This window comes from Methanofollis tationis (genome assembly GCF_013377755.1).
GTDB classification, from domain to species: domain Archaea; phylum Halobacteriota; class Methanomicrobia; order Methanomicrobiales; family Methanofollaceae; genus Methanofollis; species Methanofollis tationis.
In genome coordinates this window covers 1,494,808-1,518,321 of sequence record NZ_JABXWR010000001.1, presented here as the reverse complement: position 1 = coordinate 1,518,321, position 23,514 = coordinate 1,494,808, and the positions used below count along the sequence as shown (strand labels likewise).

Here is a 23,514-nt window from a genome sequence, read left to right as displayed (position 1 = left end):
GAGATGAACAGGGGGTGCAAAAAAATGGGTATCTGCCGGTGCCCCTCTATTTCCTGGAAGAATGGTGAGAGAGGGATTCAGTGATAGATAAGCAGTTCTTTCAGCTGCTGCAGTTCCCTGATGTCGTACTGCCCTTGTGCCGTCGGGGTGCCGATGTGGCAATAGACCATCTCCGACCCGAAGAACGGGAGGAAGGTCCTGGCATACCTGAATTCTGCCCCCTGGACGCTCGTGATCACCGGCTTCTCTACATCGAGCGTGAAGGCGAGGAGGTCGAGGAGATCGCGCTGAGACGAGGGCGTGACCGCGATTTTAGGAATATCTCCGAAGGACCTGAGGTCGCGCTCGATCGCCTTCAGGTCGTCGGGAGGGGGCATGTAGTTGATATGCGCCGATGCGATGACCTGGAGGTGCTGGTAGCGTATGAGGGGGGCAAACCGCCTGAACCGCCGTTCCACGTCCACGTAGTCCACGAGGTCGAGGAAGGGCTGAACGATCGAGAACCAGCGGTCAGGGTCGCCGGTGAAGGTGCCCCCCTCCTCCTGACTCCTCAGGGTGGCGATGAGAGGGGCCGCGCACGCCTTGCTGCACCCGGCCATCGCCGCTGAAAGGTCTTCATCCATGAGATCGAGCCTGAGCTCGATAAGATCCGCCCCGAGGGCCACCGCTTTCTGGATCTCGTCAGGACTCGTCAGTGAGACGACGATCTTCATACACTCAGGTATCAGACGCTCAGGGGTTATATGCCTGTCCCTGCATCGCCGGTTATTCGGCGGCGAACTCGTCGCAGGCGTCGATCACGTACCTGAGATAGGCCATCGACGGTCCGCCCCCCATCAGGACCGCCATGAATCCGGCCTCCATGATCTCCTGCTGCGATGCACCGGCCGCGATCGCCGCCTTTGCGTGGATTGCGATGCAGAACGAGCAGTGTTCGGCGACCGCGAGGGCGACGCCGAGGATCTCTTTGTACTTCTCCGGCAGGGCGCCCTCTTTTGAGGCCTCATCCGCAAATCCTGCAAAGGCATTCCAGAGCGCGGGGTCGAACGCTGCCACATCTCTGATCGTCTGCTGGACTTATCTAAGAGATTCGGCAATTCCGGCAATAATATATGGTTTATATTCTGTTCTGGTGCCGATATTGGCTGATCACCGCCGCCTGAAAGGGCTATAACCGCGCCGCCCCCATACTTCCCCACGAAATTCGCAGAGATCCCTGAACTCCTCGCGCCCGCAGGCTCGATGGAGGCGCTCGTCGCCGCGGTAGCGGCCGGAGCCGATGCGGTGTACCTCGGCGGCACGCGTTTCTCGGCGCGGCGGTATGCAGCGAACTTTGACGACGCCGCATTGAAAGAGGCGGTGGACTACGCCCATGCCCGCGGCGTGGCGGTGCACGTGACCCTCAACACCCTGGTCCACGACACCGAACTCCCGGCGGTTGCAGCGTATCTCCTCTTCCTCTACGAGATCGGTGTCGACGCCGTCCTCGTCCAGGACGCCGGTGTGCTCGCCCTTGCCCGCCGGATCGTCCCTGACCTTCCCGTCCACGCCTCGACCCAGATGACCGTCACCTCTGCTGAGGGGGTGCGGTGGGCGGCGGCGCAGGGGATCGGCCGCGTGGTGCTCGCCCGCGCACTCGGTCTCGAGGAGATCGAGGGGATGCGGCCGGTGGTCAAGGAGACCGGCGTTGAACTGGAAGTATTTCTCCACGGCGCCCTCTGCTATGCCTACTCGGGCCAGTGCCTCCTTTCGTCGCTGATCGGGGGGCGGAGCGGGAACCGGGGTGCCTGCGCCCAGCCCTGCCGCAAGCCCTACACCCTCCTGAGGGGTGCGCCCGACCGCTACGGCCGTCCGACTGATCTGCGCCCGGTCCGGGGCGCCGGCCCCTACCCCCTCTCCACAAAGGACCTCTGCCTCTACCCGATCCTGGACCGGGTCGTCAGGGCGCCGGTCGCCTCCCTGAAGATCGAAGGGCGGATGAAGTCTCCGACCTATGTGGCCACCGTCACCGGGATCTACCGGCGGGCCATGGACGCGATTTCTGAGGGGCGGTTCGTCCCCTCGGCACAGGACACGCTGGACCTCGCCCTCGCCTTCACCCGCGGCTTTACTACCGGTTATCTCTCGGGCGTCCGGCACCGCGATCTGATCGGCCCGGAGCGCCCTGACAACCGTGGGGTGGCCGTCGGGAAGGTGACGGCGTTCTCGCACAGCCTGATGGAGGCGACGGTCGCCCTCGACGGCCCGCTCGTTCCAGGCAACGGCGACGGCCTTGCCGTCACCTCGCCTGAAGGTTCATTCGGGCTTGTGGTCCGCGGCACCCCGAGGGTCCGTGACGGCCTGATCCGTTTGAGGACTCCTGAAACTGCGGCGGTGGGCGCCGTTGTCTCGATCACCAGGTCCGCCTCTCTTGAAGAGCGGGCCGCGGAGACGATCAGGCTGGGGCGGCAGGCGGTGCGGATCGACGCGGAGATGAGATGGGAAGAGGACGGCACGCCGGTGATCGAGGCTGTCTGCACCCTGCCGCGCCGCGCCGCCGTCCGGGTGCAGGTGCGCGCCCCCACCCCGATGGGGCCGGCCCGCACCCGTCCGCTCGCCGCCGCCGATATCGCCGACCACCTGCGAAAGAGCGGCGGCACCCAGTTTTTCATCGGGGATCTCGCCCTGCACTATCCTGGCGGGCTCTTCGCCCCCCCATCCTACCTGAACGCCCTCAGGAGGAGCCTCTTCGAAGCGGCCGAAGAGGCTCTTCGGGCGGCGGCCCGCCCCTCGCCTGATGCCCTCGACGCCGCCCGGCGGCGATATGAGGAGGCACTCCCTGAGATCGCCGCGGAAGGGGGGCGCCCTTTACCCGTCACCCCAACACTCTCCGTCTATACCGACACCGTCGAAGGGATCGGGACCGCCGGTGCCGCCGGCGCCGATCGCATCTATTTCGAGCCGGTCGAATGCACGGGAGAAATTCTCTCTCACGCGGCAAAAACTGCCGGTCGCATTCCCCTCGTATGGGTGTGGCCCGGGATCGCGCGTCGCTCCTTTCTCGACGCCGCCCTGCCCCTGCTTGATACACCCGGCATCGCCGGGGTGATGGTCTCAGGTCACGGCTGCGCCGGCGCCGTCAGAGAGCGTTCGCCTTCCATGCCACTTTTCGGCGGGGCCGGGCTGAACGTCTGGAACCACCTCGCCGCCCTCAGCCACACTGGCTTTACCGCCCTCACACTCTCCCCCGAGGTCTCAGGGGCGGATATCAGGGGCCTCGTTGCCCGCCTTCCCCCCGGTTCCCCTGCGATGGAGGTCGTTGTGCAGGGGACAACCGAAGCGATGGTCACCGAGGACTGCCCCCCGGCTACCGCCCTCGGCTGCCCTGCGGGCTGTAGCGGCGATGCATGGGCGCTACGGGATGGCCGCGGCCGGATCTTTCCGGTGCGGACTGACCGTGAGTGCAGGGCGCATATCGGCAACGCCGTCGAGACCTGCCTGATCGACCACCTCCCGGCGATCTTCGCCGCCGGTGTCGGCGGCGTCGCCGTGGACGCCCGCGGCCGCGGGGCCGCCTATGCCGGGGAAATAACGGCGATCTATCGCGAGGCCCTTTCTGGAATCGGGCGTGCGGGGGAGGGCGCTCTCCTCTCCCGCCTCAAAGAGGAGGCAAAAAAACGTTCGCTCGGCGGGATCACCGCCTCGTCCTATCTGCGTGGGACAGAGTGAATCCTCAGGGGAGGTTTCCCTCCCCGATGCACTCGTGCTGCCGCTCCTCGCTCATATCCATCAGGATCTCGAATATCCGCCTGACCATCACCGGGTCGATGTTCTGCTCCACCGCCTCGTTGAAGATCCGGTCAAGGAGGGCCTCGCGCCGCTCCTCGTCCCTGACCGGCAGCCCGGCAAGATACTTTTCATGGGCCATCCTGCCTGCAATCCCCTGTCTCTCGGCGATGAGCCTGATGATCCTGCTGTCCAGCAGGTCGATATCGTTCCTGATCTCCTCGATTGTCATGGGAAAAGATCGGCACGCCTGGATAAAAACGGTGCCGCCCCAACAAGGATAATACTCCGGCCAGCCAATCTTTTTATATGCTTGAGAGAATCCCGCAGCGCGAACGGCGCGACCTGCTGATCGCATGGGCCGCCATCGCCGTTGCATTCAGCCTTCTCTATGTCAGGGGCACTTTCAACCCGGGCGCATTCGTGCTCTTCTTTGCCGTCTCCCTCCTGACGGTCGGCGTCGGTTTCGTCTTCCACGAACTCGCCCACAAGTTCGCCGCCATGCACTTTGGATACTGGGCTGAGTTTCGGAAGGACAACACGATGCTCATCGTGGCTGTGATCCTGGCCGCCCTCGCCGGCGTCGTCTTTGCCGCCCCCGGGGCCACCGTCATCTACGGCTCCACGACGAAGCGCGAGAACGGGATCATCTCGGCCGCCGGGCCGGTCACGAACCTCGCCCTCTGCGCCGTCTTCTACGGGCTCTTCCTTGCGGGCGGGATCTTCGGGGAGTACATCCTCCTGCTGATCGGGCTGATGGGCGTCCAGATCAACGCGATGATCGCCACCTTCAACATGCTCCCGGTGAGCGTGCTCGACGGCAAAAAGGTCCTTGCGTGGAACCCTGCCGTCTTTGCCGTCCTCTTCGTCGCCTCGCTCGGCGCCCTCATCGGCGCTCTGATGTTCCTGTAGAGAGGAGGGAGGCGACCTCCCGGACGACCTCCTCCCCTTTTTTTCCTGCCTCGGCGAGGGCAGTAGGGTGTCCCCTGATCCCTCCGTACTCGTCCATGTTGTTTGCGATGATGTTGTCGTAGTACTCAAAGCCCGTGCCGTTGAAAAAGGCGGTCACCATCGGATAGGCCGAATCGAAGACATTGTCCCAGCTCTGCCCGGCCGTCGAGATGAACACTCCTTTGTGCCGTTTGATGTGCTCGGTCGAGAAGTACAGTTTTTTCAGCACGAACTTCTGCGCCCAGAGATACTGCGCCCGGTCGATGAGCCCCTTGAGGTCGGCGGTGATCCCCATCGAGTAGATCGGCGAGGCGAGTGCCAGGACGTCGGCGGCCAGGATATTCTCGAAGAGCGCGGTGAGATCGTCCTTTACGACACAGGCCCCGGTTTTGTGGCAGGCGTTGCAGCCCCGGCACGCTGTGTAGTGCAGGTCGCGGAGCACCACCTTCTCGACCTCGCCACCGGCCCCTTCAGCCCCGGCAAGGAATGCGTCCAGGAGGGTCTCCGTATTCCCGTGGCGGTGCGGGCTTCCAGAAATGCCGAGCACCTTAATTGCCATCGCCAAACCTCTCCCGCATCGTTTTCACCAGATCTTTTCCCAGGGCCGCGGCGTCCGCCTTTGCCGTCGGGTGCGCCTCGATCTCCCCGGCCAGGTCGACGCCGTTGACCATCAGGTACGAGATATCGGCATTCCTGATCTCCATCACGTGATAGAAGCACTTGACGCTCGGGACGGCGGCGTCGAAGACGTAGTCCCATTTCTGCCCGGCCGTCGAGAGGAACACGCCGAGCCGCTTTCCCTTTCGCTCCGGCGGCACCACCGGAAGTTTGAGAACATATTTTCTCGACCTGAAGACCTGCGCCCGGTCGATGAGCGCCTTCGCCTGGGCGCAGATCCCCATGCAGTAGATCGGTGCGGCCAGGATCACGCAGTCGGCGTCGAGAAGTTTTGGCCCCAGCCAGTCGAGATCGTCCCTCTGCACGCATTTGTTCAGTTTCTCGCAGGCATTGCACCCCCTGCAGGGGTTCACCTTTATATCGGCGAGGGCGACCTTCTCGACCTCGACGCCTTCCTCCCGTATGGAGGCGATGACCCGGTCAAGGAGCGTCTCTGAGTTCCCGTGCCGCCGGGGACTTCCAGCAATGGCGAGGACATGGAGTGGCATCGCTTCTCCTATCTCCCTGCCGGGAAAAAAGGTTGGCGGTCAGGCAGGTTCTTCCCGGTACCTGAACCGTGAGGGTGGGACCGAGATCACAAAGCGCACGCCCTGGCCCGGCGTCCCCTCCTCCCTGATCGAGAGCCCGGTCAGGGAGAGGATCTCGGCGGAGAGGGGGAGGCCGAGGCCCTTATCTTTTCCATAAGGCCATTTGAAGAGTCTATTTTTTCTTTCCATGGGAATGCCCGGGCCGTCGTCCTCGTAGAGGAGGGAGATGCCGCCACCTGAGGCTTCGGCCGAGAACCTGATCGTCTGCGCCCCTGCGCCGTGGCGCACGGTGTTATCCACCAGGTTGTAAAAGACGCGTCCCAGCAGCGGGTCGGCGAAGACCTCAAGACCGGTATCTATCATGCATTCGAGGGCGATCCCCGGCGGAGAGAGAGAGGCGAAGGCCCTCTTCATCGCGGCGCATGCATCCTGCCAGATCGGCCCTTTGACCCCGAGCTCCTGGTAGTCCCGGGTGAACTCTACCTGGCGCCGGATCCGCTCGGTCGCATCGGCGATCCGGCCGAGATACGGCCCTCCCTCCCCTGACTGCTCGGTCAGGTCGATGTATCCCTGGAGGACGGTGATCTGGTTGAGCAGGTCGTGGCGGATGATGCTGTTGAGGAGGTTGAGCTTCCTGTTCGCGTCCTGCACGGCGATCTCCATCACCTTCCGCTCGGTGATCTCGATCCCGTAGAGGTTGGCATAGTCTGCACCCGCTACCGGGACGCAGGTGATGGTGAAATCTGATCCGTCCACGGCGACGTCCCGTCTTTTTATCCGGCCCGATGCGAATGAGCTGGAGACCACCTCCTGCCAGGTCTCCGGGAGAACGCCCCCTTCCTCCGTTCCCCAGGTCTTCAGAAGATCTCTGCTTGCCCCGTTTGCGTAGAGGATCCTTCCGCCCCGGTCGACCCGCACTACCGGGCCGGGGTTCTCCTCAGGGAACTTTGCAAGGTCGCGGATCTTCTTCTCCGCTTCTTTCCCTTCGGTGACGTCGAAGATCGCCCCCTGTATGCTGGTCTCTCTCCCTTCCGCCTCCCTGACCCTCTGTGCGCGGATGTGCCCCCACCTGACCGCACCGTCCTTTCTGACGATCCTGAAGTCGGCGGCGCTCTCCTTTCCGCTCGTGAGGATCTCCTCCAGAAACTCCCTGCCTGACTCTACATCGCCCGGGTGAAGGTAATTGTCGACCCCCACCCCCGGGCTGACGATCTCGTCGGCGGTATAGCCGGTGATCCCCTCCACATTGCCCGAGAGCCAGAGAGGATGAAGACTTGAATCGACCTTGAAGACGATCCCCGGAAAGTTCTGGAGAAATATGCGGTGACGCTCCTCGCTCTTCCTCAGCGCCTCCTCCATCGCACGCCGTGCGGTGATGTCCCTGAAGATGCCGGCGGTCCCGGCCACCCTGCCGTTGTGGTCGTAGATCGGGGTCTTCACCGTCTCGACCCAGATCTCAAGGCCGTCGCCCCTGACAAACGGTTCGATGAACAACGTCCTTTTTCCCGAGGCGATCACCTCCCGGTCCTCGCTCATATAGCGCTCTGCGATGTAACCTGGCCAGATCTCCCGGTCTGTCCGTCCAGCGAGTTCGCCGGCCGTTTTCCCGACAGCCTGTTCAAAAGCCCTGTTCACGGCGATGTAGCGACCGTCCTCGTCCTTGAGCCAGGCGATGTCAGGGATGTTGTCCAGGATCGCCTTCTCTTCGAGCTCCCGTCTCCTGAGTTGCTCGGTCGTCAGCACCAGATGGGTGACGTCGGCGATGAAGCCTTCGAGGGAGAGGAGGCTGCCGTCCCGGGCGAAGATTCCTCTCCCCTGTTCCCAGACCCAGCGCTCGTCTCCCGAGGCCTTCCTGATCCGGTAGGTGATCCTGAAGGACCCGCGTTCCTTGAGCGCCTTCTGGATCTCCTCCCAGACCATCGCCCGGTCGTCCGGGTGGATCAGGTCGCCGTATGCCACAGTCCGGCTCCCGACGAGATCGCCGGGGGCATAGCCCAGGAGGTCGAAACACCCTTCGCTCACGAACGTCATCGTATAGTCCGGGCCGTTCTCGCAGCGGTATGCCATGCCCGGCAGGTTGCTCAGGAGGGTCGAGAGTTGCCTCTCCCGCTCCTGCAGATCTCGCTCTGCCATGCGCGCCCGGTACGCTTCCCTGACGGTCAGGGCAATGCCGCCTTCGCTTCTGTCATGGGCTCTGAAATCGATGACAAAGGTGCCCTTTTCTGAGGAGGCAACCACCAGGGGAGGCGCGCCTCCTGGAGCCTCAGTACTTCGCTAATTTTAGAAACCCCAAATCCCCCTCTACCGCCCGAAGCCCGCCCAAAATCGAAAGATCTATATAGATTGCAGGCTTCCCCTCATGCCTTTACCTAAATCGAGGGTGACCTGCAGAAAGAGCAACATTCTGAAACCTAAAGACTGTTGCGCCCCTGTTGTTTCGGCACTGGATCAGCATCTAACCATTCCCATTCAGGGAAAACTCACTCAAACGGACTTGATTTCTTCTCTGGTCGGCATGGCTGTAATGAATCAGTCAGTTCACTCAATCACCCACATCCTGGATCGGGTACCGTGCGAAACGTCCGTTCGCTACCACCTCAAAAAGCTCGATATGGCCGATTTGGAACAGAATAACACCTCGATCCTCACCACCCATATGCACCACGTCCTCAAACCTGGGTACGCCTATCAGTTTGCGATTGACTTTACCAACGATCCGTACTACGGGTCAACCGATGAGGAGAATGAGGCCTATATCGTGCGAAGTAAGCGTAAAAAGTCAACAAATGAGAGAATTGCGATTAACTCCTCCCTGCCATCAGATACTCGCTCCCGACTGCCCTCTTCCCCTCGCTGTTCAGCCGTTTCCTTCCTGAACCCCTGCATTTAGAGGGTTTTTTGGATTTTCTCGAGAGCTATCGCTCGGCAGCTTGCGCTTTGAGGGTAAGAAGTTGCCTGAAGTTGAAATTCATGCAGGAGAAGATGTTCTTGACGTGCACTCTGGCAACCGTCGTGACCATGAGGTGGCCTGCATGGAACACCCGCTTGATCACGGCAAACGGTCGTTCCACCAGCGATCGTGTTCTGCTGATGGCCTTGTTCCGCCGGTTCTCCTTGATGGAGAGGGGATGGTTGCGAACGGCCCGGTGCATGGTCTTGTCCATAGATGCCTGCGGTTTCACCCCAAAATAGCCTTTATCGCGATAGACCGTCTCACCTTCCCGGGAGAGATCGATCCTGCTGTCATGGAGTGACGCCGTGGTGGTCTCAATCCGGCGGATCAGCTGACTGTCCTTGTCGAGCAGGATGTGAAGTTTGTACCCGAACTGTGACTTCGAGCCCTTCTTGGCCCAGGTGCCGTCGCGGCTGCGCCGCGTCTCTGCCTGATCTCCCCGGGGCGTGCCGGCAGGAGCATGCCCGGGATCGGCGGTGATGAACGTCGCGTCCTGCATGACACCGCGTTTGATGGCGAGCCCTTGTACTTCGAGTTGCCGCTGGAACTCATCCCAGATCGCGGTATCCTTCCCGGTTTGCGCCAAGCGTTCCCGGAACAGCCAGACCGTCGACCGATCCGGAATGGTTTCCGGATATCCCAGGAAGTGACGGAACGAGATCCGGTCGGTCGCCTGACGCTCCAGTTCGGGGTCAGACAGGCCATACCACTGCTGAAGCACCAGCAGCCGGATCATCAGAACGACGTCATAGTTCGGACGGCCGCCTCGCCCCTCGGCGTTGGTGTAGAGGTCAGCAAGGAGAGGGCGGAAGGCATCCCAGTCGATCAGACCGCTGACCTCACCCAGCCGATCACCCAGAGCTGCAAGGCTGGCATATTCGTGGTGGATCGCGAAATTGGTAAACGTGCTCATGGGAAAAAGGTCGATCCGGGACTATAAAGTACTTTGGGTGAGGTGGGGTTGTTCGAAATTCTCATGAGTTTTATTCCTACATCACTCTGTATGTGACCACCAGGAACCGGCAGATGACGCTGGCCGTGTTCCCGGTGCGCCGGGATACCTCGAAGGTCGGATACATCGCGCAATGTCTCGATCGGATCACTGAACTCGGTCTTCGCATCGAAGTTCTCTGCCTGGATCGGGAGTTCTACACCCGGAAGGTGCTCGGGTTTCTGATGGACGTCCAGGTGCCGTTCATCGTTCCTGTCAGGAAACACGGGAAAAGGATGAAACAAGTCCTCCAGGGAACCCACTCCCGGTATGCTGAATATCGGATGCACGGAAAACCGGTGCTGGTCCTGAAGATTGCGATTGCCGTGAAGTATGCAAAAGGAAAACGGGGTAAGCGCGGCGTTGAGAATCTGGGTTACGTCGTGGGAAACCTCCGGTGGAATCCCCATCGGGTCCATCAGACCTATCGGTCCAGGTTCTCGATTGAATCGTCCTATCGGATGCGCAACCAGGTGAAACCCCGTACGAGCACAAAAAACCCGGTCATCCGGTATCTCTACGCCATAATATCGTTCCTCCTCAAGAATATCTGGATCGATATACTCTGGAAGCACTTTTCCCTCGTGAAACAGGGACCACAAACCATTGAGGTGCGCGGCTTCCGGTTCAGCTCCTTCATGTGCATAATCTGGGAGGCGATCCGCACATCGATGAGGGGTGCCAGAGCCATTCCTGTGTTAAGGTATCCTGTTTAGGAAAGGGAGCGAGAAACGCCGTTGAATGAAATGAGAGGGAGGAAGGAATTAGAGAAGTACTGAGCCTCGAGGAGGTTTAAAACCGGTGTGAGGGCGAGATCGGCCGGGATCATCACGACGTCAAAGGGGCGGGATGCCGCCAGGCTGAGGAGATCTTCGAGGGTGTCTGCCGTCGTAACGACGATTTCCTCATCTCCTGCCGGCCCTGGCTCTCCCTCACGCGACGCGCTGAGACAGAGCACGGAAATCACTGCCATGACCCTTCTATATACTACCTGTAACTCTCCGGCGTCTTAAACGCGCCTGCTCTGGCGCGTCACCGGCAGGGGAGCGGGGAGCTCCCGCCCCATGAAAAAAGATCAGATCTGCTTGAAGCAGAGGTACCAGTCCTTGCAGTCGTAGCCCTCGCCCTTCCGCCGTTCCATCTCCTCGGCCGTTTTTGGCGGAGGCACGACGACCTGGTCGCCGGGCTGCCAGTTTGCCGGGGTCGAGACCTTGAACTGGTCGGTCACCTGCAGGGCCTTGATCAACCTGATGATCTCAGGGATGTAGCGCCCGTTTGTCAGCGGGTAATATATCATCGCCCGCATCTTCCCCTCGGGATCGATGAAGAAGACCGTGCGGACCGTCGATGTGTTGCTCGTTCCCGGGTGAATCATCCCGAACTTCTTTGCGACCCCCATGTCGAGGTCAGCGATGATCGGGAAGGGGATCTTCACGCCCATCTTCTCCTCGATGCTCCTGACCCAGGCGAGGTGGGAGTGGACGCTGTCGATGGAGAGGCCGATCAGCCGCACGTTCATGGTCTCGAGTTCCTCGTTCGCGCGTGCAAGCGCCATGAACTCGGTCGTGCAGACCGGCGTGAAGTCCGCCGGGTGCGAGAAGAGCACGACCCATTTGCCGCGCAGGTCTGAGAGTTTCATCGGCCCGTGCGTGGTGACGCACTCGAACTCAGGAGCATTTTCCCCGATGATGGGGAGGGCGTGCAGCTCTTCCACCTCTGTCACTTCCCCATCATCTCTTCAAGCGCCGTCTTCCCATAGACATAGGCGGGCATCCCGGCGAGGAGGAATGCCACGCGGAGCCCCTCTTCTATCTCCTGCTTCTTGACGCCGATATGTTTCGCGCCGGCCATCTGCGCCCGCACTGCATGACGGTCCCTGAGTGCCGCTGCAATGGCGATCGCCAGCACCTTCTTTGTCTGCTTCGAGAGGGCCCCGTCGGCCCAGACGAGCTGGTCGATGCCCATCACTTTCTCGTAGATCTCGGGCTCGACATCCTTGAGTTCGGCAAAGATCTTCGGGATCTTGCCGATCTCCTCTTCCAGTTCTTTCATTTGTTCATCCATGATTCACTCCTGGAGGACCATCGGCTCGCCGCAACAGATCAGCTCGCCTCCTCCCACCTCTCTGACTTCAACGACGTTTCCGCAGATCTCGCAGATGAAGACCTGCCCTACCTCTTCCACGTTGACCATCGTCTCCACGTCCTCAGGGTCATACGCCCGGGATTCGTCCCGGTTTCACTTTCGTTTCGGCGGGTGAACTGCGTCTTCAGGCGTCTTGATGTCGGGCCTGATGTGCGTCATTGGGAAGCACTGGTAGTTTTCACAGGCGCAGCTCGGGCACTTGACCAGGTCCTTCTCGGCCTCGGTCACTTTCAGCTCCCGCCCGCAGTCAATGCAGACGTACGTTCCCGGGCCGACTTTTTCTCCTGCTTTCACTTTCTGTGGTTCTTTTGCGGTCACTGTTTCACCAGATCGAGAATAGTGCACTGCCCTATTTATGGCTTTTGCAGGGGGCAGGAATAACTAGATATAGGAGCGCACTGAGGTTCTTTTTCATGGGAAAGAAGAAGATCATCGCCCTCCTCGGAAGCCCGGTCAGGGGGGGCAACACCGCATATCTCTTCAATAAAGCGGTCGAAGGGGCGGAAGAGGAAGGTTGTGAGGTTGAGCGGGTGATGGTGCCGTACCTGAATTTCCAGCCCTGCATGGAGATCCTCCACTGCATGGATCACGAGGACTGCCGGATGCAGGACGACGTCACCCCGTTTTACCGGAAGTTTCGGGAGATGGACGGTCTGATCATCGCCACGCCGATCATGACGATGGGGATCCCCGGGAAACTGAAATCGTTTATGGACCGTTTTCAGGTCTATTATATGGCGAAGTATATGCGTAAGGAGCCCTTCATCTCGAAAGAGCGCCGAAAGCAACGAAAAACACTCTTTATCAGCATCTCGGGGATGAACCTGCCAGACAACTTCGACGGAGCCCTCCAGACTACGAAGACCTTCTGCGAGATCATCGACTGCCCGTACTGGGAGGGGATCTTCCAGCGGGACATGGACCATGTGCGCGACATCAGGACCCGCCCCGAGATCGTGGCGGCGGCGTACGAGAAGGGGAGGGAGCTCTGCAGGATCGTCGGGGAAAAATAAGGCTCTTCGCTCCTTTGTGCGGGTGAACCCCCCTCCCTTTCTGGATCGCATCTCCGCCTGCCCGTCCTGATCGTTCGTGGGGTCCGGGCTTAAGAACCTCCGGGCGCGGGGAGGAGGGGACGGCGGTTAATCGGGGTGCCTGTGCCAGGCGAACCACCCGCGTGAAAGGGCAAAGATCCGGAGAGAATTTCGAACAACCCCACCTCACCCAAAGTACTTTATAGTCCCGGATCGACCTTTTTCCCATGAGCACGTTTACCAATTTCGCGATCCACCACGAATATGCCAGCCTTGCAGCTCTGGGTGATCGGCTGGGTGAGGTCAGCGGTCTGATCGACTGGGATGCCTTCCGCCCTCTCCTTGCTGACCTCTACACCAACGCCGAGGGGCGAGGCGGCCGTCCGAACTATGACGTCGTTCTGATGATCCGGCTGCTGGTGCTTCAGCAGTGGTATGGCCTGTCTGACCCCGAACTGGAGCGTCAGGCGACCGACCGGATCTCGTTCCGTCACTTCCTGGGATATCCGGAAACCATTCCGGATCGGTCGACGGTCTGGCTGTTCCGGGAACGCTTGGCGCAAACCGGGAAGGATACCGCGATCTGGGATGAGTTCCAGCGGCAACTCGAAGTACAAGGGCTCGCCATCAAACGCGGTGTCATGCAGGACGCGACGTTCATCACCGCCGATCCCGGGCATGCTCCTGCCGGCACGCCCCGGGGAGATCAGGCAGAGACGCGGCGCAGCCGCGACGGCACCTGGGCCAAGAAGGGCTCGAAGTCACAGTTCGGGTACAAACTTCACATCCTGCTCGACAAGGACAGTCAGCTGATCCGCCGGATTGAGACCACCACGGCGTCACTCCATGACAGCAGGATCGATCTCTCCCGGGAAGGTGAGACGGTCTATCGCGATAAAGGCTATTTTGGGGTGAAACCGCAGGCATCTATGGACAAGACCATGCACCGGGCCGTTCGCAACCATCCCCTCTCCATCAAGGAGAACCGGCGGAACAAGGCCATCAGCAGAACACGATCGCTGGTGGAACGACCGTTTGCCGTGATCAAGCGGGTGTTCCATGCAGGCCACCTCATGGTCACGACGGTTGCCAGAGTGCACGTCAAGAACATCTTCTCCTGCATGAATTTCAACTTCAGGCAACTTCTTACCCTCAAAGCGCAAGCTGCCGAGCGATAGCTCTCGAGAAAATCCAAAAAACCCTCTAAATGCAGGGGTTCAGGAAGGAAACGGCTGAACAGCGAGGGGAAGAGGGCAGTCGGGAGCGAGTATCTGATGGCAGGGAGGAGTTAATCGCAATTCTCCGGAAATAACGGCTTTTTTGAAATCTTCTTTCGGCGTTCTTGAGCCAGGGGACTACCGCCCCCGGACCCCCGCTCAGGATAGGTGGGGATATGGCCCTCTCCATCTCCCTGGATGTTCTGGTCGCTCTTCCCGGGGCCCATCGCAATGGGGGTCCGGGGGTGAAACCCCCGGCAAGCAGTATGGGGAAGGCGGGGGATCTGCGCTCCTTCCCTGCGATTACAGGAGAGAGATCAACCTCGGCAGGCGGGTTTACCATGAAAAACATTTCATGGGGTATGCTTGCGTCCCCTTCCCGGACTCATGTGCGATTCAACAGAGCCGAAATAACCTCTTTTTCTGGCCTGTTGCCGTTGTGTCCCGCTTCCATGCAATGGGCCGCGAAGAGACGAAACCCTGCGGTGTTCTGTACCCCTCTTTCCTGCCGTTCAGCCCTGTATCTCAGTTCCATTCTCCGTTACCGGCTCGATATGGACGATCACTTCCTTCATGCCTGGCACCTGCTCTTTGAGGACGGCCTCGACCTCCCGGGCAATCTCGTGGGCGTGGAGCACGCTCATCTCCGGGTCGACGGTGACGTGGATGTCGGCGAAAAGGTCGCCCGCACCGCCGCGGCACCTGAACCGATTATAGCCCCGGACACCGGGTATCGAGGGCACGCTTTTCCTGACGATATCTTCGCACCTTACGGTGGCGGCATCGGTGAGCACCATGCCCGCCTCCCTGATGATGGAAAGGCCCATCTTCCCGATCAGGGCCCCGATCGCAAGGGCGATTACGGGGTCTGCCGCCGGATATCCGGCGCTGACGGCGACGAAGCCGGCCAGTACCGAGAGGGAGACGTAGACATCGCTTTTCGTGTGCTCGGAGTCGGCGATGAGAAAACTGCTCTGCAATTCTTCGCCCATCCGCCGTTCGTACCATGCAACGAAGATGTTGATGATAAGGGTCGCCACCATCACCCCGACGGTGATCCCGGTGATCTCGGGCGCCGCTCCCGCGCTCAGGCGTACGACCCCCTCGCTGATCACCCAGTAGGCGGTGAGGAGGAGCATCCCGCCGACGATCAGGGTTGCGAGGCTTTCGACCTTCGCATGGCCGTACTGGTGGTCCCGGTCTGGCGGGCGCCCGGCAACGCGGGTGGCGGCGATCCCGATGATGTTCGAGGCCGAATCGAAGGATGAGTGAAGGGCGTCGGCGACCATGCTCATCGAACCGGCGAGGAGGCCGAAGATCGCTTTCGCAAGGGCGACTATGATGTTGAGGCCGAGGATGACCCAGAGCACCCGCTGGACCCGGTTGTATTCGGTCATTCTTCGTCTCTCCTCAGAGCAGCCCCCGCTCCCGCATGGAGGTGTGCCCTTTGCGCGAGACGATGATGTGATCGAGCACCCTGATCCCCAGGATCCCGGCGGCGGCGACGAGTTGTCCGGTCATGGCGATGTCCTCGCGGCTTGGTTCGAGGCTGCCCGACGGGTGGTTGTGGACGAAGATCACCGAGGTCGCCCGGTCGGTGAGGACGTCGGCGAAGACCTCCCGCGGGTGGACTGGGCTGTAGTTGATGAGCCCTTTTGTCACCTCCCGGTTGCCAATCACCTCGCCGGCGCCGTTGAGGGAGATGCAGATGAAGTACTCCTGTTTCCGGTCGGCCAGGTGGCGCACCAGGGGCAGAACGTCGGTGGGGGCCGATATCCGTATTTCTTCGGGCGTCAGGCGCCGGCGGGCGAGTTCGAAGGCGGCGGCGATCTGGCACGCCTTCGCCGCCCCGACGCCGGAAACGCCGACGAGATCGGCATATGCCGGGACGCCCGAGTCGGCAATCACCCCCTCGATGTCCCGCGCGATCTCGAGCACGTCCCGCCCGGCCACGCCGCGGCCGATGATCGCGGCGATGAGCTCGCGTTCGGTGAGGGCCGCGGCGCCTTTTGCGGCGATTTTCTCCCGCGGCCGGTCGCCGTCAGGGACATCGCGCATCTTTTTCATCAGGGCAGATTCTGCCCCGCCGGTATAGAACCTTTCGAATCTCATCTCACCCGTCTGTCTGGACTCTTCTCTTCAGGAAAGGATGCTTTTCGGCCTCGATGTCCGTTCGTGCATCTCTTCCGGGTGGAAAGTATATGTAGGGCGGGCGCCGATCGGATCAGCATGGCAACACTGGAGAATCTCAAGGCGGCTTTTGCCGGAGAATCGCAGGCGAACCGGAAATACCTCTCGTTCTCCCAGAAGGCCGATGAAGAGGGCTTTAAGAACGTCGCACGTATTTACCGCGCAGCCTCCCGGGCTGAAGAGATTCATGCACGGCGCGAGCTCTCCGTGATGGGCGGGGTAAGGAGCACGGCCGAGAACCTGAAGGAGAGTATCGAGGGAGAGACCGACGAGTTCACCGAGATGTACCCGCGGTTCGTGGAGGAGGCGAAGAAGGAAGGGAACAGCGAGGCCGCCATCACCTTCACCCATGCGATGAAGGCCGAGGAGGTGCATGCCGGGCTGTACAAACGGGCACTGGAGGCAGTCTCTGCTGGAAAAGACTTCGACAGTGCGGAGGTCTTCCTCTGTCCGGTCTGCGGGAACGTCGAGATCGGCGCCGCCCCCGAACGCTGCCCGATCTGCGGCGTCCCCGGGACAAAATTCCTCAGGGTCGAGTGACCCCTCTCCTTTTTTTTCGTGCCCTGAAGGCATCGTTTCCGTCGCTCACGGGATAACGGGGTGGATACGGTCTGCACAACTCTTTTATCTCCCCGGGGCCGAGGAGGGTGTGTATGCCGCGTGTGAAAGTGTATTCGACGGCCCAGTGTCCGTACTGCCGTATGGTCAAGGCCTTCCTCGAGAAAAACGGTGTCGCATACGAGTCTATCGATGTGGGGGCCGACGAGGCGGCGGCGGCGGAGATGATCGACCTTTCCGGGCAGTACGGCGTGCCGGTGACCGTCGTCGACGGCGAGGTGATCATCGGTTTCGACGCTCCGCGCCTCACCGAACTCTTCGGGTCAGAGAGGTCGGGCGAGGTCTACGACCTGATCGTCATGGGGGCGGGGCCGGCCGGGCTGACCGCCGGGGTCTATGCCAGCCGCAAACTCCTCTCGACCATGATCATCTCCGAGAACATCGGCGGGCAGGCGATGGAGAGCTGGGCGATCGAGAATTATATGGGCTACCGGATGGTCACCGGTGAAGACCTGATGACGAAGTTCGAGGAGCAGGTGAGAAACCTCAACATCCACCTCGAACTCGACCGGGTGACAGGCGTTGAGAAGGAAGACGGGCTGTTTAAGATCACCACCTACGGGGAACGAGTTTTTCGGACAAAGAGCGTCGTCGTCGCTACCGGCCGCCACTCCCGCCGCCTGGGCGTCGAGGGCGAGGAGCGGTTCTGGGGCAGGGGTGTGTCGGTATGCTCCACCTGCGACGGGCCGCTCTTTAAAGGAAAGGACGTTGCGGTTGTCGGCGGCGGCAACTCGGCAGTGATTACGGCGATCGAGATGGGGAAGATCGCCCGGAGCGTGCACCTCATTGTGCGGAGCACGATCCGGGCCGATCCCGTCTACCTCGACCGGCTAAAGGGGATGGAGCAGAACGTCACCATCCACCAGCCGTACACGGTCGCCGCTCTCCTCGGCGAGGAGGTGCTCACCGGGATCAGGATCCGGGAGAAGGACTCGGGCGACGATGAGGAACTGGCGGTCGACGGTGTTTTTGCTGAGATCGGCCATGACCCGAACACTGATGCCGTCCGCGGCGTCGTGGCGCTCAACGATCAGGGCGAGATCGTTGTGGACGAGAACTGCCATACGAATGTCCCCGGGATCTATGCGGCCGGCGATGTCACCTCGATCAGGGGCAAGCAGATCATCATCGCCGCCGGCGAGGGGGCGAAGGCCGCCCTCGAGGCGCAGGCATATCTCCTCTCTCTCCAGGCCCCTTAATATCCATTATTTTCGTTTTTCTCCCTGAAATACCGGTCGAGATCGGCGATCTTCTCAGCCGGGCCGAAGACCACGCAGACATCGCCGCCCTGGATCGTCGTCTCGCCGCACGGCGCCGTGATCACCTCTTCGCCCCGCCTGACAGCGAGGACGGTGACGCCGAACCGCCGCCGCAGGTTCGCTTCGGCAAGGGTGTGGCCGGCGATCCGCGCCTCCTGCCCCACCCGGAGGGTTTCGATCTCCGCACCCGGGCGGTAGAAACCGAGGTCCTGGAGACCGGGCTCAAGGGGGTGCGCCGACCTGAAGAGCTCGTAGCCGTCGGCCCGGACTTCGGCGGCGAAGCGCTCGATCTCGTCCCTCGGGACGAGGTACGACGAGAGGATGCAGGTGAAGATCTCGATGGAGGTGATGTACTCCTCCGGGATCACCTCGTCGGCACCGAGGTCGGAGAGGTCGGCGATGTCTCCGACATAGCGCGTGCGGGCGATGATCCTGACGTGGGGGTTGGCCCGCCTGGCCGTGGCGATGATCCGGCGGGTCGCCGAAGGGTCTGAGATGACGATGACGAGCACCTTTGCCGTCCTGATCCCGGCATGGCCGAGGACGGCCCGGCGGGTTGCGTCGCCATAGTGGATCGGTTCGCCCTTCGCCCGCTCCACCTGAATGGTCTCGGGGTTCATCTCGATGATCACGTAGGGGATATCGGCCGCCTTCGCCGCCTTCGCCACGTTCTTTCCGCCGAGGCCGAAGCCGACGATGATGACGTGGTCCTTCATGCAGGGCTCTTCGGGGGGCTTCTCCCTGATTGTGCCCAGCCGTATCCGTTCGGGCAGGGAGAGTCTCATTGTTCGGTTGGCGACCGTCGGTGCACCTCCGATGATGAAGGGGGTTGCGATCATCGTGAGGATCGTGACGGCGAGGAAGGTCTGGTATGCTCCACTGTCGATGAGGCCGTAATCGGCCCCGGTCTTGGAGAGCACGAAGGAGAACTCTCCGATCTGGCTGATCGCAAGGCCGGCGAGAAGGGCGGTGCGGATCGAGTAGCCGATCGCGAGGGTGGCGGCGCCTGCGACCACCGCTTTGACGACGACGACGCCTGCCATGAGGAGGAGGACGACGCCGAGGTGCTCGAAGAGAAAAGCGATGTTGAGAAGCATACCAATGGAGACGAAGAAGAAACTGGTGAATACCTCTTTGAAGGGGAGGATTGCCCCCAGGGCCTCGTGGGAGTACTCTGATTCCGAGATGATCAGCCCGGCGAGGAAGGCCCCGAGGGCGAGGGAGAGGCCGGTGCTGGCGGTGAGCCATGCGGTGAAGAGGCAGATGAGGACGATGGAGAGGAGGAAGATCTCCGGGATCCGCAGGCGTGCGGCATGGAAGAGAAGTTTTGGGACGAGCCAGTTCGCCGAGACGATGACGAAGATCAGGATCCCGACCGAGGTGGCCAGGAAGGCCGGGATCGACATCCCCGAACCATCGTCCACCCCGGCAAGGATCGGCACCAGGAGCATCATCGGGATGATCACGAGGTCCTGGAAGATCAGGATGCCCAGCGCCGTCCGCCCCTGTGGGCTCTCCATTTCGGAGCGGCCCTGGAGGACCGAGAGGACGATCGCCGTGCTGGAGAGGGAGAGGAGAAACCCGAACAACACCGCTTCCTGCCATGGGATCCCGAGAAGGAGGGAGGCTGCCGCCACGATCAGGATCGTCCCGCCGACCTGCAGGGAGCCGCCGAGGAGCACCGCCCGTTTGATCCGCAGGAGGCTTTTGAACGAGAATTCCATCCCGATGGTGAAGAGGAGGAGGATCACGCCGATCTCTGCGAAGTCGCCGACCGTTGCGGTGTCCTGCACGAGCCCGAGCGCATAGGGGCCGGCGAGCATGCCGGTGATGAGGAAGCCGACGATGGCCGGTATACGCAGGCGTGAGCAGACAAAAAGGATGGCGATGGAGAGGCCGAAGATGACGACGATGTCGGTGAGGATCGATGCTTCCATGAGTATCTGACAGGTATAGATTCAGTGAGGGGGGAAGATGTAGGTTTCTCAAAACCGGTCAGGAATAGTGGGCATCCTGCCGGTACTCTTTCTTGTCCACGACCGAACCGGCGCTTCAGCGCCGTACTCACCTGCCGGTGAAAAAATAAACTCTGGATTTTTTATTCTGATTTGCTGGCTTTTTTCCGGTCCTTCTCCTCATACCCCTCGCGCAGCAGGGTCATCAGGTTCTTTACCGGCAGTTTCGTGTTCTCGGCGATATGGAACTCGCAGAAGGGGCAGCACGAGACGACCACGTCTGCGCCGCTCGCCTCGAAGGCCTCGCCCCGCATCCGCCCCAGGGCGGCCGCCTCCTCGGGCACGCCCGACCTCACCCCGCCTCCCGAGCCGCAGCACTGGTTCGGGGTCTCGACGAAGGTCCCGGCCACCTCTCTGAGGAATTTTCTTGGCTCCTCTGAGATCTCCTGCCCGCGCAGGAGGTGGCAGGGGTCGTGATAGGTGGCGGTGACATGGAGTTTTGCCGGGGGCTCGATCCCGTAGCGGTTGAGCACCTCGGTGGCGTCCAGCACCTCAAAAGGCGTTTTATAATCGTTCTTCAGGGTCGAACCGCAGCCCGCGCACATCGTCATCACCACGTCGATATCCCGCGTCCTGAAGGCCTCGATGTTCCGGCGTTTAAGGTGGTCGATGAACGAGGTCTGCCCGGTCCTGATCAGGGGCGACCCGCAGCAAACCTGCTCGTGCGGGATCACGACGCGGATGCCGTTTCTGCGCATCACCTCGAGCATGTCGAGGGCGGTGTCGGGGAGGCGGCCGTTGTACATGCAGCCGACGAAGAAGCCGACGGTCGCCCGCACCTCGCCCTCGGGCTCGATCACCTCGGGCACCCCCTCCAGGAAGGTCTCCTTGATCCGCGGCACGCTCCGGCCGGTCTTCCTGACCAGTTCGGCGACCTCCTGGTGGCGCGGCAGGGTGAGGCCCTGCCTGTTTGCGATCTCCCGCAGTTTCTCGATCGCCTTGCCGGGCAGCTGGATCCCCTTCGGGCAGACCTTCCAGCATTGCTGGCAGCTCGTGCAGAAGAAGAGCCCTTCCTTCACCGCCTCGGGGACGCGGTCCCCCGTGTCCCTGGGGTCGAGGGCGAGGCGCAGCTCCTGGCGCATCGCCGTCGGGCCGGCGAAATCGGTCACCTTCAGGGCAGGGCAGACCGAGACGCAGGCCATGCACTCGATGCAGTCACGCAGGGGCTTGATCGCATCGATCTCCTCCTTTGTCGGGAAGGTGACGCATGGGGCCGGGGCGATATGCGCCAGGCGGTCGATGTACGGGGCAAGGTCCACCTCGAGGTCCTGCACTACCGGCAGGTCGAGCGGGCTGACGACCATGCCGTCCTTCGCCTCGGCGAGGCATGCGAGCACCGGCGTGCCGTTCACCTTCACGGCGCAGCTCCCGCACTGCCCGGACCCGCAGCAGTAGCGATAGGCGAGCGTCTGGTCCTGTGCGTGGACAGCGTGGAGGGCGTGGAGCACCCGCGCCCCCTCGTGAACCTCGACGGTGTAGGCCTCCGGGTGCGGTTTTTCGTCGGTCTCCGGGTTGAAGCGGATGATCGTAAAGGTGATCTCTTTCATTGTCCAACCTCCTCGATCCACGCCTCTCTGAGGCTGATATGGGTGTGGCCGAAGGGCGAGGTCTGTGCGTCCCACGTATGGACGACGTCGGTGCGGTAATGCGCCCCCCGGTTTTCCGGGCGGAGCAGGGCCGATCTGGCGATGAGCATCGCCGTGGTGCAGAGGTTCTGCACCCCGCAGCACTGGAGGAGGTTCCGCCCCGACGCCGCCTTCAGCCTGGCGCCGAGCAGTTCCTCCGCGGAGCGGAGGGCGGTGCGAAGTCCTGTTTCATCCCGCCTGATCCCGGCGCCGTCCCACATCGCCCGCTGGAGGCGCTCCTGCACGACGTTCGGCGTCACCTCGCCCTCGAAGAAGGCGGCGAGCCTCTTTTCCTGCGCCTCGACCTGCGCGGGATCGATTGCCCCTTTGCGTACAGGTGCACGGCCTGCCGCCTCCCCGGCCCGTTTCCCGAAGACCTGCGTGTCTGCAAGGGCGTTGCCGCCGAGACGGTTTGCGCCGTGGACGCCGCCCGAGCATTCGCCGCAGGCGAAGAGGCCGGGCAGGGTCGTCTGCCCCTCAGGGGTGATCCGGAGCCCGCCCATGATATGGTGGGCGGTCGGGGCGACCTCCATCGGCTCCGTTCTGATGTCCACGCCGAACCTGAGGAACTGCTCGAGCATCACCGGCAGCCGCTCTTCGATCTGCCTGGCCGGCAGGTGGGTGACGTCGAGCCAGACCCCCCCGTTCTTCGTCCCCCTTCCTTCGAGCACCTCGGTGGCGATCGCCCGGGCGACGACGTCGCGGGTCGAGAGCTCCATGCGTTCGGGGTCGTAGCGGGCCATGAACCGTTCGCCGGCGGCGTTGATCAGGCGCCCTCCCTCGCCCCGCACCGCCTCGGTCACCAGCCTGCCGCGGGCGTCATACGGGTAGACGGCCCCGGTCGGGTGGAACTGGACCATCTCCATATCGATCAGGTCGGCCCCGGCGCGGTAGCCGAGGGCGAACCCGTCCCCGCTCCCGGTGCCCGAGTTGGTGGAGACGTCGTAGACCCGCGCTCCTCCTCCTGTCGCCAGCACCACGGCGTCCGCCCGGATCGCCCGGATCTCGCCTTTTTTATCCAGCGCCAGGGCGCCGCAGACCCGATCTCCGTCTTTTAAGAGCTCGATCGCCGCTGTCTCCTCGATCTGCTCGACCCCGCTCCCTCTCAGCCGCTCCATCAGGGTCGCTATCATCTCGTGGCCGGTCCGGTCGCCGGCATAGCAGGTCCGCGGGCGGCACTGGCCGCCGAACGAGCGCTGGGCCACCTCGCCATCAGCCGAGGCGTCGAAGACTGCTCCCCATGATACGAGGTCGGACATCCGCGCAGGGGCGTCGTTGACGAGCGCCTCGACCAGGGCCGTGTCGTTGAGGTAGGCCCCGCCCCGCATCGTATCCTCCTCGTGGAGGGTGCAGGCGTCGGTGGTCTTCAGGACGGCGTTGTACCCGCCTTCGGCCATCGTCGTGCAGCCTCCCTTTCCGGTTATGCTCTTGGAAAGAAGGACAGTTTTGCCATATCGGTCGGCCTCGATTGCCGCCCTGACCCCGGCGCCGCCACTCCCGATCACCAGGACATGGCAGTCGATTACTTCCAGCGCGCGCATCCTATTAT

At 61.9% G+C, this 23,514-nt stretch carries 25 protein-coding genes; 8 read left to right on the top strand and 17 right to left on the bottom strand.

Going from position 1 to position 23,514, the window contains the following annotated elements:
- Window positions 1-77 precede the first annotated feature (77 nt).
- Window positions 78-713 (bottom strand): type I 3-dehydroquinate dehydratase, encoded by a 636-nt coding sequence (locus tag HWN36_RS07905; protein ID WP_176788844.1) that lies wholly within the window; start codon window positions 711-713, stop codon window positions 78-80.
- 52 nt (window positions 714-765) lie between these two features.
- The gene (locus HWN36_RS07900; protein ID WP_218133214.1) at window positions 766-1,056 is read right to left on the bottom strand and encodes a carboxymuconolactone decarboxylase family protein; all 291 of its coding nucleotides are present in this window, start codon (window positions 1,054-1,056) and stop codon (window positions 766-768) included.
- A gap of 186 nt (window positions 1,057-1,242) precedes the next feature.
- On the opposite strand from HWN36_RS07900, the gene HWN36_RS07895 reads away from it, so the two are divergent.
- Complete coding sequence (locus HWN36_RS07895; RefSeq protein ID WP_176788843.1) at window positions 1,243-3,708, top strand: U32 family peptidase; 2,466 nt, start codon at window positions 1,243-1,245, stop codon at window positions 3,706-3,708.
- Window positions 3,709-3,712: 4 nt separating this feature from the next.
- On the opposite strand, the gene HWN36_RS07890 is transcribed toward HWN36_RS07895, so the two are convergent.
- Window positions 3,713-3,997 carry a chorismate mutase gene (locus tag HWN36_RS07890; RefSeq protein ID WP_176788842.1) on the bottom strand — a complete coding sequence of 95 codons (285 nt, stop codon included), beginning with the start codon at window positions 3,995-3,997 and terminating at the stop codon, window positions 3,713-3,715.
- 77 nt (window positions 3,998-4,074) lie between these two features.
- On the opposite strand from HWN36_RS07890, the gene HWN36_RS07885 reads away from it, so the two are divergent.
- Entirely contained in the window at window positions 4,075-4,677 is a 603-nt protein-coding gene (locus tag HWN36_RS07885; RefSeq protein ID WP_176788841.1) for a zinc metalloprotease, read from the top strand.
- Here HWN36_RS07885 and HWN36_RS07880 read toward each other — a convergent pair.
- The 3 genes from HWN36_RS07880 to HWN36_RS07870 are packed head-to-tail and all read right to left on the bottom strand — an operon-like array spanning window position 4,652 to window position 8,159.
- Complete coding sequence (locus HWN36_RS07880) at window positions 4,652-5,275, bottom strand: flavodoxin family protein (protein ID WP_176788840.1); 624 nt, start codon at window positions 5,273-5,275, stop codon at window positions 4,652-4,654. The two genes, HWN36_RS07885 and HWN36_RS07880, sit on opposite strands and share 26 nt — an antisense overlap.
- Window positions 5,265-5,882, bottom strand: a complete 618-nt coding sequence (locus HWN36_RS07875) for a flavodoxin family protein (protein WP_176788839.1) — start codon at window positions 5,880-5,882, stop codon at window positions 5,265-5,267. Before HWN36_RS07875 ends, HWN36_RS07880 begins: the two co-directional genes overlap by 11 nt.
- 39 nt (window positions 5,883-5,921) lie before the next feature.
- A complete protein-coding gene (locus HWN36_RS07870) occupies window positions 5,922-8,159 on the bottom strand; it encodes a PAS domain S-box protein (protein WP_176788838.1) in 2,238 nt (745 codons plus the stop codon).
- A gap of 373 nt (window positions 8,160-8,532) precedes the next feature.
- Here HWN36_RS07870 and HWN36_RS07865 point away from each other — a divergent pair, with 373 nt between their 5' ends.
- Window positions 8,533-8,811: a hypothetical protein gene (locus HWN36_RS07865; RefSeq protein ID WP_176788837.1), complete on the top strand. Its 279-nt coding sequence runs from the start codon at window positions 8,533-8,535 to the stop codon at window positions 8,809-8,811.
- Window positions 8,812-8,836: 25 nt separating this feature from the next.
- Here HWN36_RS07865 and HWN36_RS07860 read toward each other — a convergent pair whose 3' ends face one another.
- Window positions 8,837-9,787: an IS5 family transposase gene (locus tag HWN36_RS07860; RefSeq protein ID WP_176787388.1), complete on the bottom strand. Its 951-nt coding sequence runs from the start codon at window positions 9,785-9,787 to the stop codon at window positions 8,837-8,839.
- A 113-nt stretch (window positions 9,788-9,900) separates the two neighbouring features.
- Here HWN36_RS07860 and HWN36_RS07855 point away from each other — a divergent pair, with 113 nt between their 5' ends.
- Window positions 9,901-10,581 carry a hypothetical protein gene (locus tag HWN36_RS07855; protein WP_176788836.1) on the top strand — a complete coding sequence of 227 codons (681 nt, stop codon included), beginning with the start codon at window positions 9,901-9,903 and terminating at the stop codon, window positions 10,579-10,581.
- On the opposite strand, the gene HWN36_RS07850 is transcribed toward HWN36_RS07855, so the two are convergent.
- The 5 genes from HWN36_RS07850 to HWN36_RS07830 form a co-directional block, all read right to left on the bottom strand.
- Window positions 10,578-10,823 (bottom strand): hypothetical protein, encoded by a 246-nt coding sequence (locus tag HWN36_RS07850; protein WP_176788835.1) that lies wholly within the window; start codon window positions 10,821-10,823, stop codon window positions 10,578-10,580. The genes HWN36_RS07855 and HWN36_RS07850 overlap by 4 nt on opposite strands.
- 117 nt (window positions 10,824-10,940) lie before the next feature.
- On the bottom strand, window positions 10,941-11,579 hold the full coding sequence (locus HWN36_RS07845) for a peroxiredoxin (protein ID WP_176789602.1): 639 nt from the start codon (window positions 11,577-11,579) through the stop codon (window positions 10,941-10,943).
- Between the two features lie 5 nt (window positions 11,580-11,584).
- Entirely contained in the window at window positions 11,585-11,929 is a 345-nt protein-coding gene (locus tag HWN36_RS07840; protein WP_176788834.1) for a carboxymuconolactone decarboxylase family protein, read from the bottom strand.
- A gap of 3 nt (window positions 11,930-11,932) precedes the next feature.
- On the bottom strand, window positions 11,933-12,058 hold the full coding sequence (locus HWN36_RS07835; RefSeq protein ID WP_004040626.1) for a desulfoferrodoxin FeS4 iron-binding domain-containing protein: 126 nt from the start codon (window positions 12,056-12,058) through the stop codon (window positions 11,933-11,935).
- Between the two features lie 45 nt (window positions 12,059-12,103).
- Entirely contained in the window at window positions 12,104-12,328 is a 225-nt protein-coding gene (locus HWN36_RS07830; RefSeq protein ID WP_176788833.1) for a zinc ribbon-containing protein, read from the bottom strand.
- A 95-nt stretch (window positions 12,329-12,423) separates the two neighbouring features.
- Here HWN36_RS07830 and HWN36_RS07825 point away from each other — a divergent pair, with 95 nt between their 5' ends.
- Both HWN36_RS07825 and HWN36_RS07820 read left to right on the top strand, forming a co-directional pair.
- A complete protein-coding gene (locus tag HWN36_RS07825; protein WP_176788832.1) occupies window positions 12,424-13,023 on the top strand; it encodes a flavodoxin family protein in 600 nt (199 codons plus the stop codon).
- Between the two features lie 245 nt (window positions 13,024-13,268).
- Window positions 13,269-14,219 carry an IS5 family transposase gene (locus HWN36_RS07820; RefSeq protein ID WP_176787388.1) on the top strand — a complete coding sequence of 317 codons (951 nt, stop codon included), beginning with the start codon at window positions 13,269-13,271 and terminating at the stop codon, window positions 14,217-14,219.
- A gap of 551 nt (window positions 14,220-14,770) precedes the next feature.
- On the opposite strand, the gene HWN36_RS07815 is transcribed toward HWN36_RS07820, so the two are convergent.
- A complete protein-coding gene (locus HWN36_RS07815) occupies window positions 14,771-15,655 on the bottom strand; it encodes a cation diffusion facilitator family transporter (protein ID WP_176788831.1) in 885 nt (294 codons plus the stop codon).
- Between the two features lie 13 nt (window positions 15,656-15,668).
- On the bottom strand, window positions 15,669-16,325 hold the full coding sequence (radC, locus tag HWN36_RS07810; RefSeq protein WP_246269876.1) for a RadC family protein: 657 nt from the start codon (window positions 16,323-16,325) through the stop codon (window positions 15,669-15,671).
- 162 nt (window positions 16,326-16,487) lie between these two features.
- On the opposite strand from radC, the gene HWN36_RS07805 reads away from it, so the two are divergent.
- A complete protein-coding gene (locus HWN36_RS07805; RefSeq protein WP_176788829.1) occupies window positions 16,488-16,988 on the top strand; it encodes a rubrerythrin family protein in 501 nt (166 codons plus the stop codon).
- Between the two features lie 113 nt (window positions 16,989-17,101).
- On the top strand, window positions 17,102-18,265 hold the full coding sequence (locus HWN36_RS07800; RefSeq protein WP_176788828.1) for an FAD-dependent oxidoreductase: 1,164 nt from the start codon (window positions 17,102-17,104) through the stop codon (window positions 18,263-18,265).
- Here HWN36_RS07800 and HWN36_RS07795 read toward each other — a convergent pair.
- The 3 genes from HWN36_RS07795 to tfrA all read right to left on the bottom strand — a co-directional run bounded on the left by HWN36_RS07795 (window position 18,262) and on the right by tfrA (window position 23,506).
- Window positions 18,262-20,262, bottom strand: coding sequence for a monovalent cation:proton antiporter family protein (locus tag HWN36_RS07795; RefSeq protein ID WP_176788827.1), 2,001 nt, complete (start codon window positions 20,260-20,262; stop codon window positions 18,262-18,264). The genes HWN36_RS07800 and HWN36_RS07795 overlap by 4 nt on opposite strands.
- Before the next feature lie 161 nt (window positions 20,263-20,423).
- Window positions 20,424-21,887 carry a fumarate reductase (CoM/CoB) subunit TfrB gene (gene tfrB, locus HWN36_RS07790; protein ID WP_176788826.1) on the bottom strand — a complete coding sequence of 488 codons (1,464 nt, stop codon included), beginning with the start codon at window positions 21,885-21,887 and terminating at the stop codon, window positions 20,424-20,426.
- Complete coding sequence (gene tfrA / locus HWN36_RS07785; protein WP_176788825.1) at window positions 21,884-23,506, bottom strand: fumarate reductase (CoM/CoB) subunit TfrA; 1,623 nt, start codon at window positions 23,504-23,506, stop codon at window positions 21,884-21,886. The genes tfrB and tfrA overlap by 4 nt, the downstream gene beginning before the upstream one ends.
- Between the last annotated feature and the right edge of the window lie 8 nt (window positions 23,507-23,514).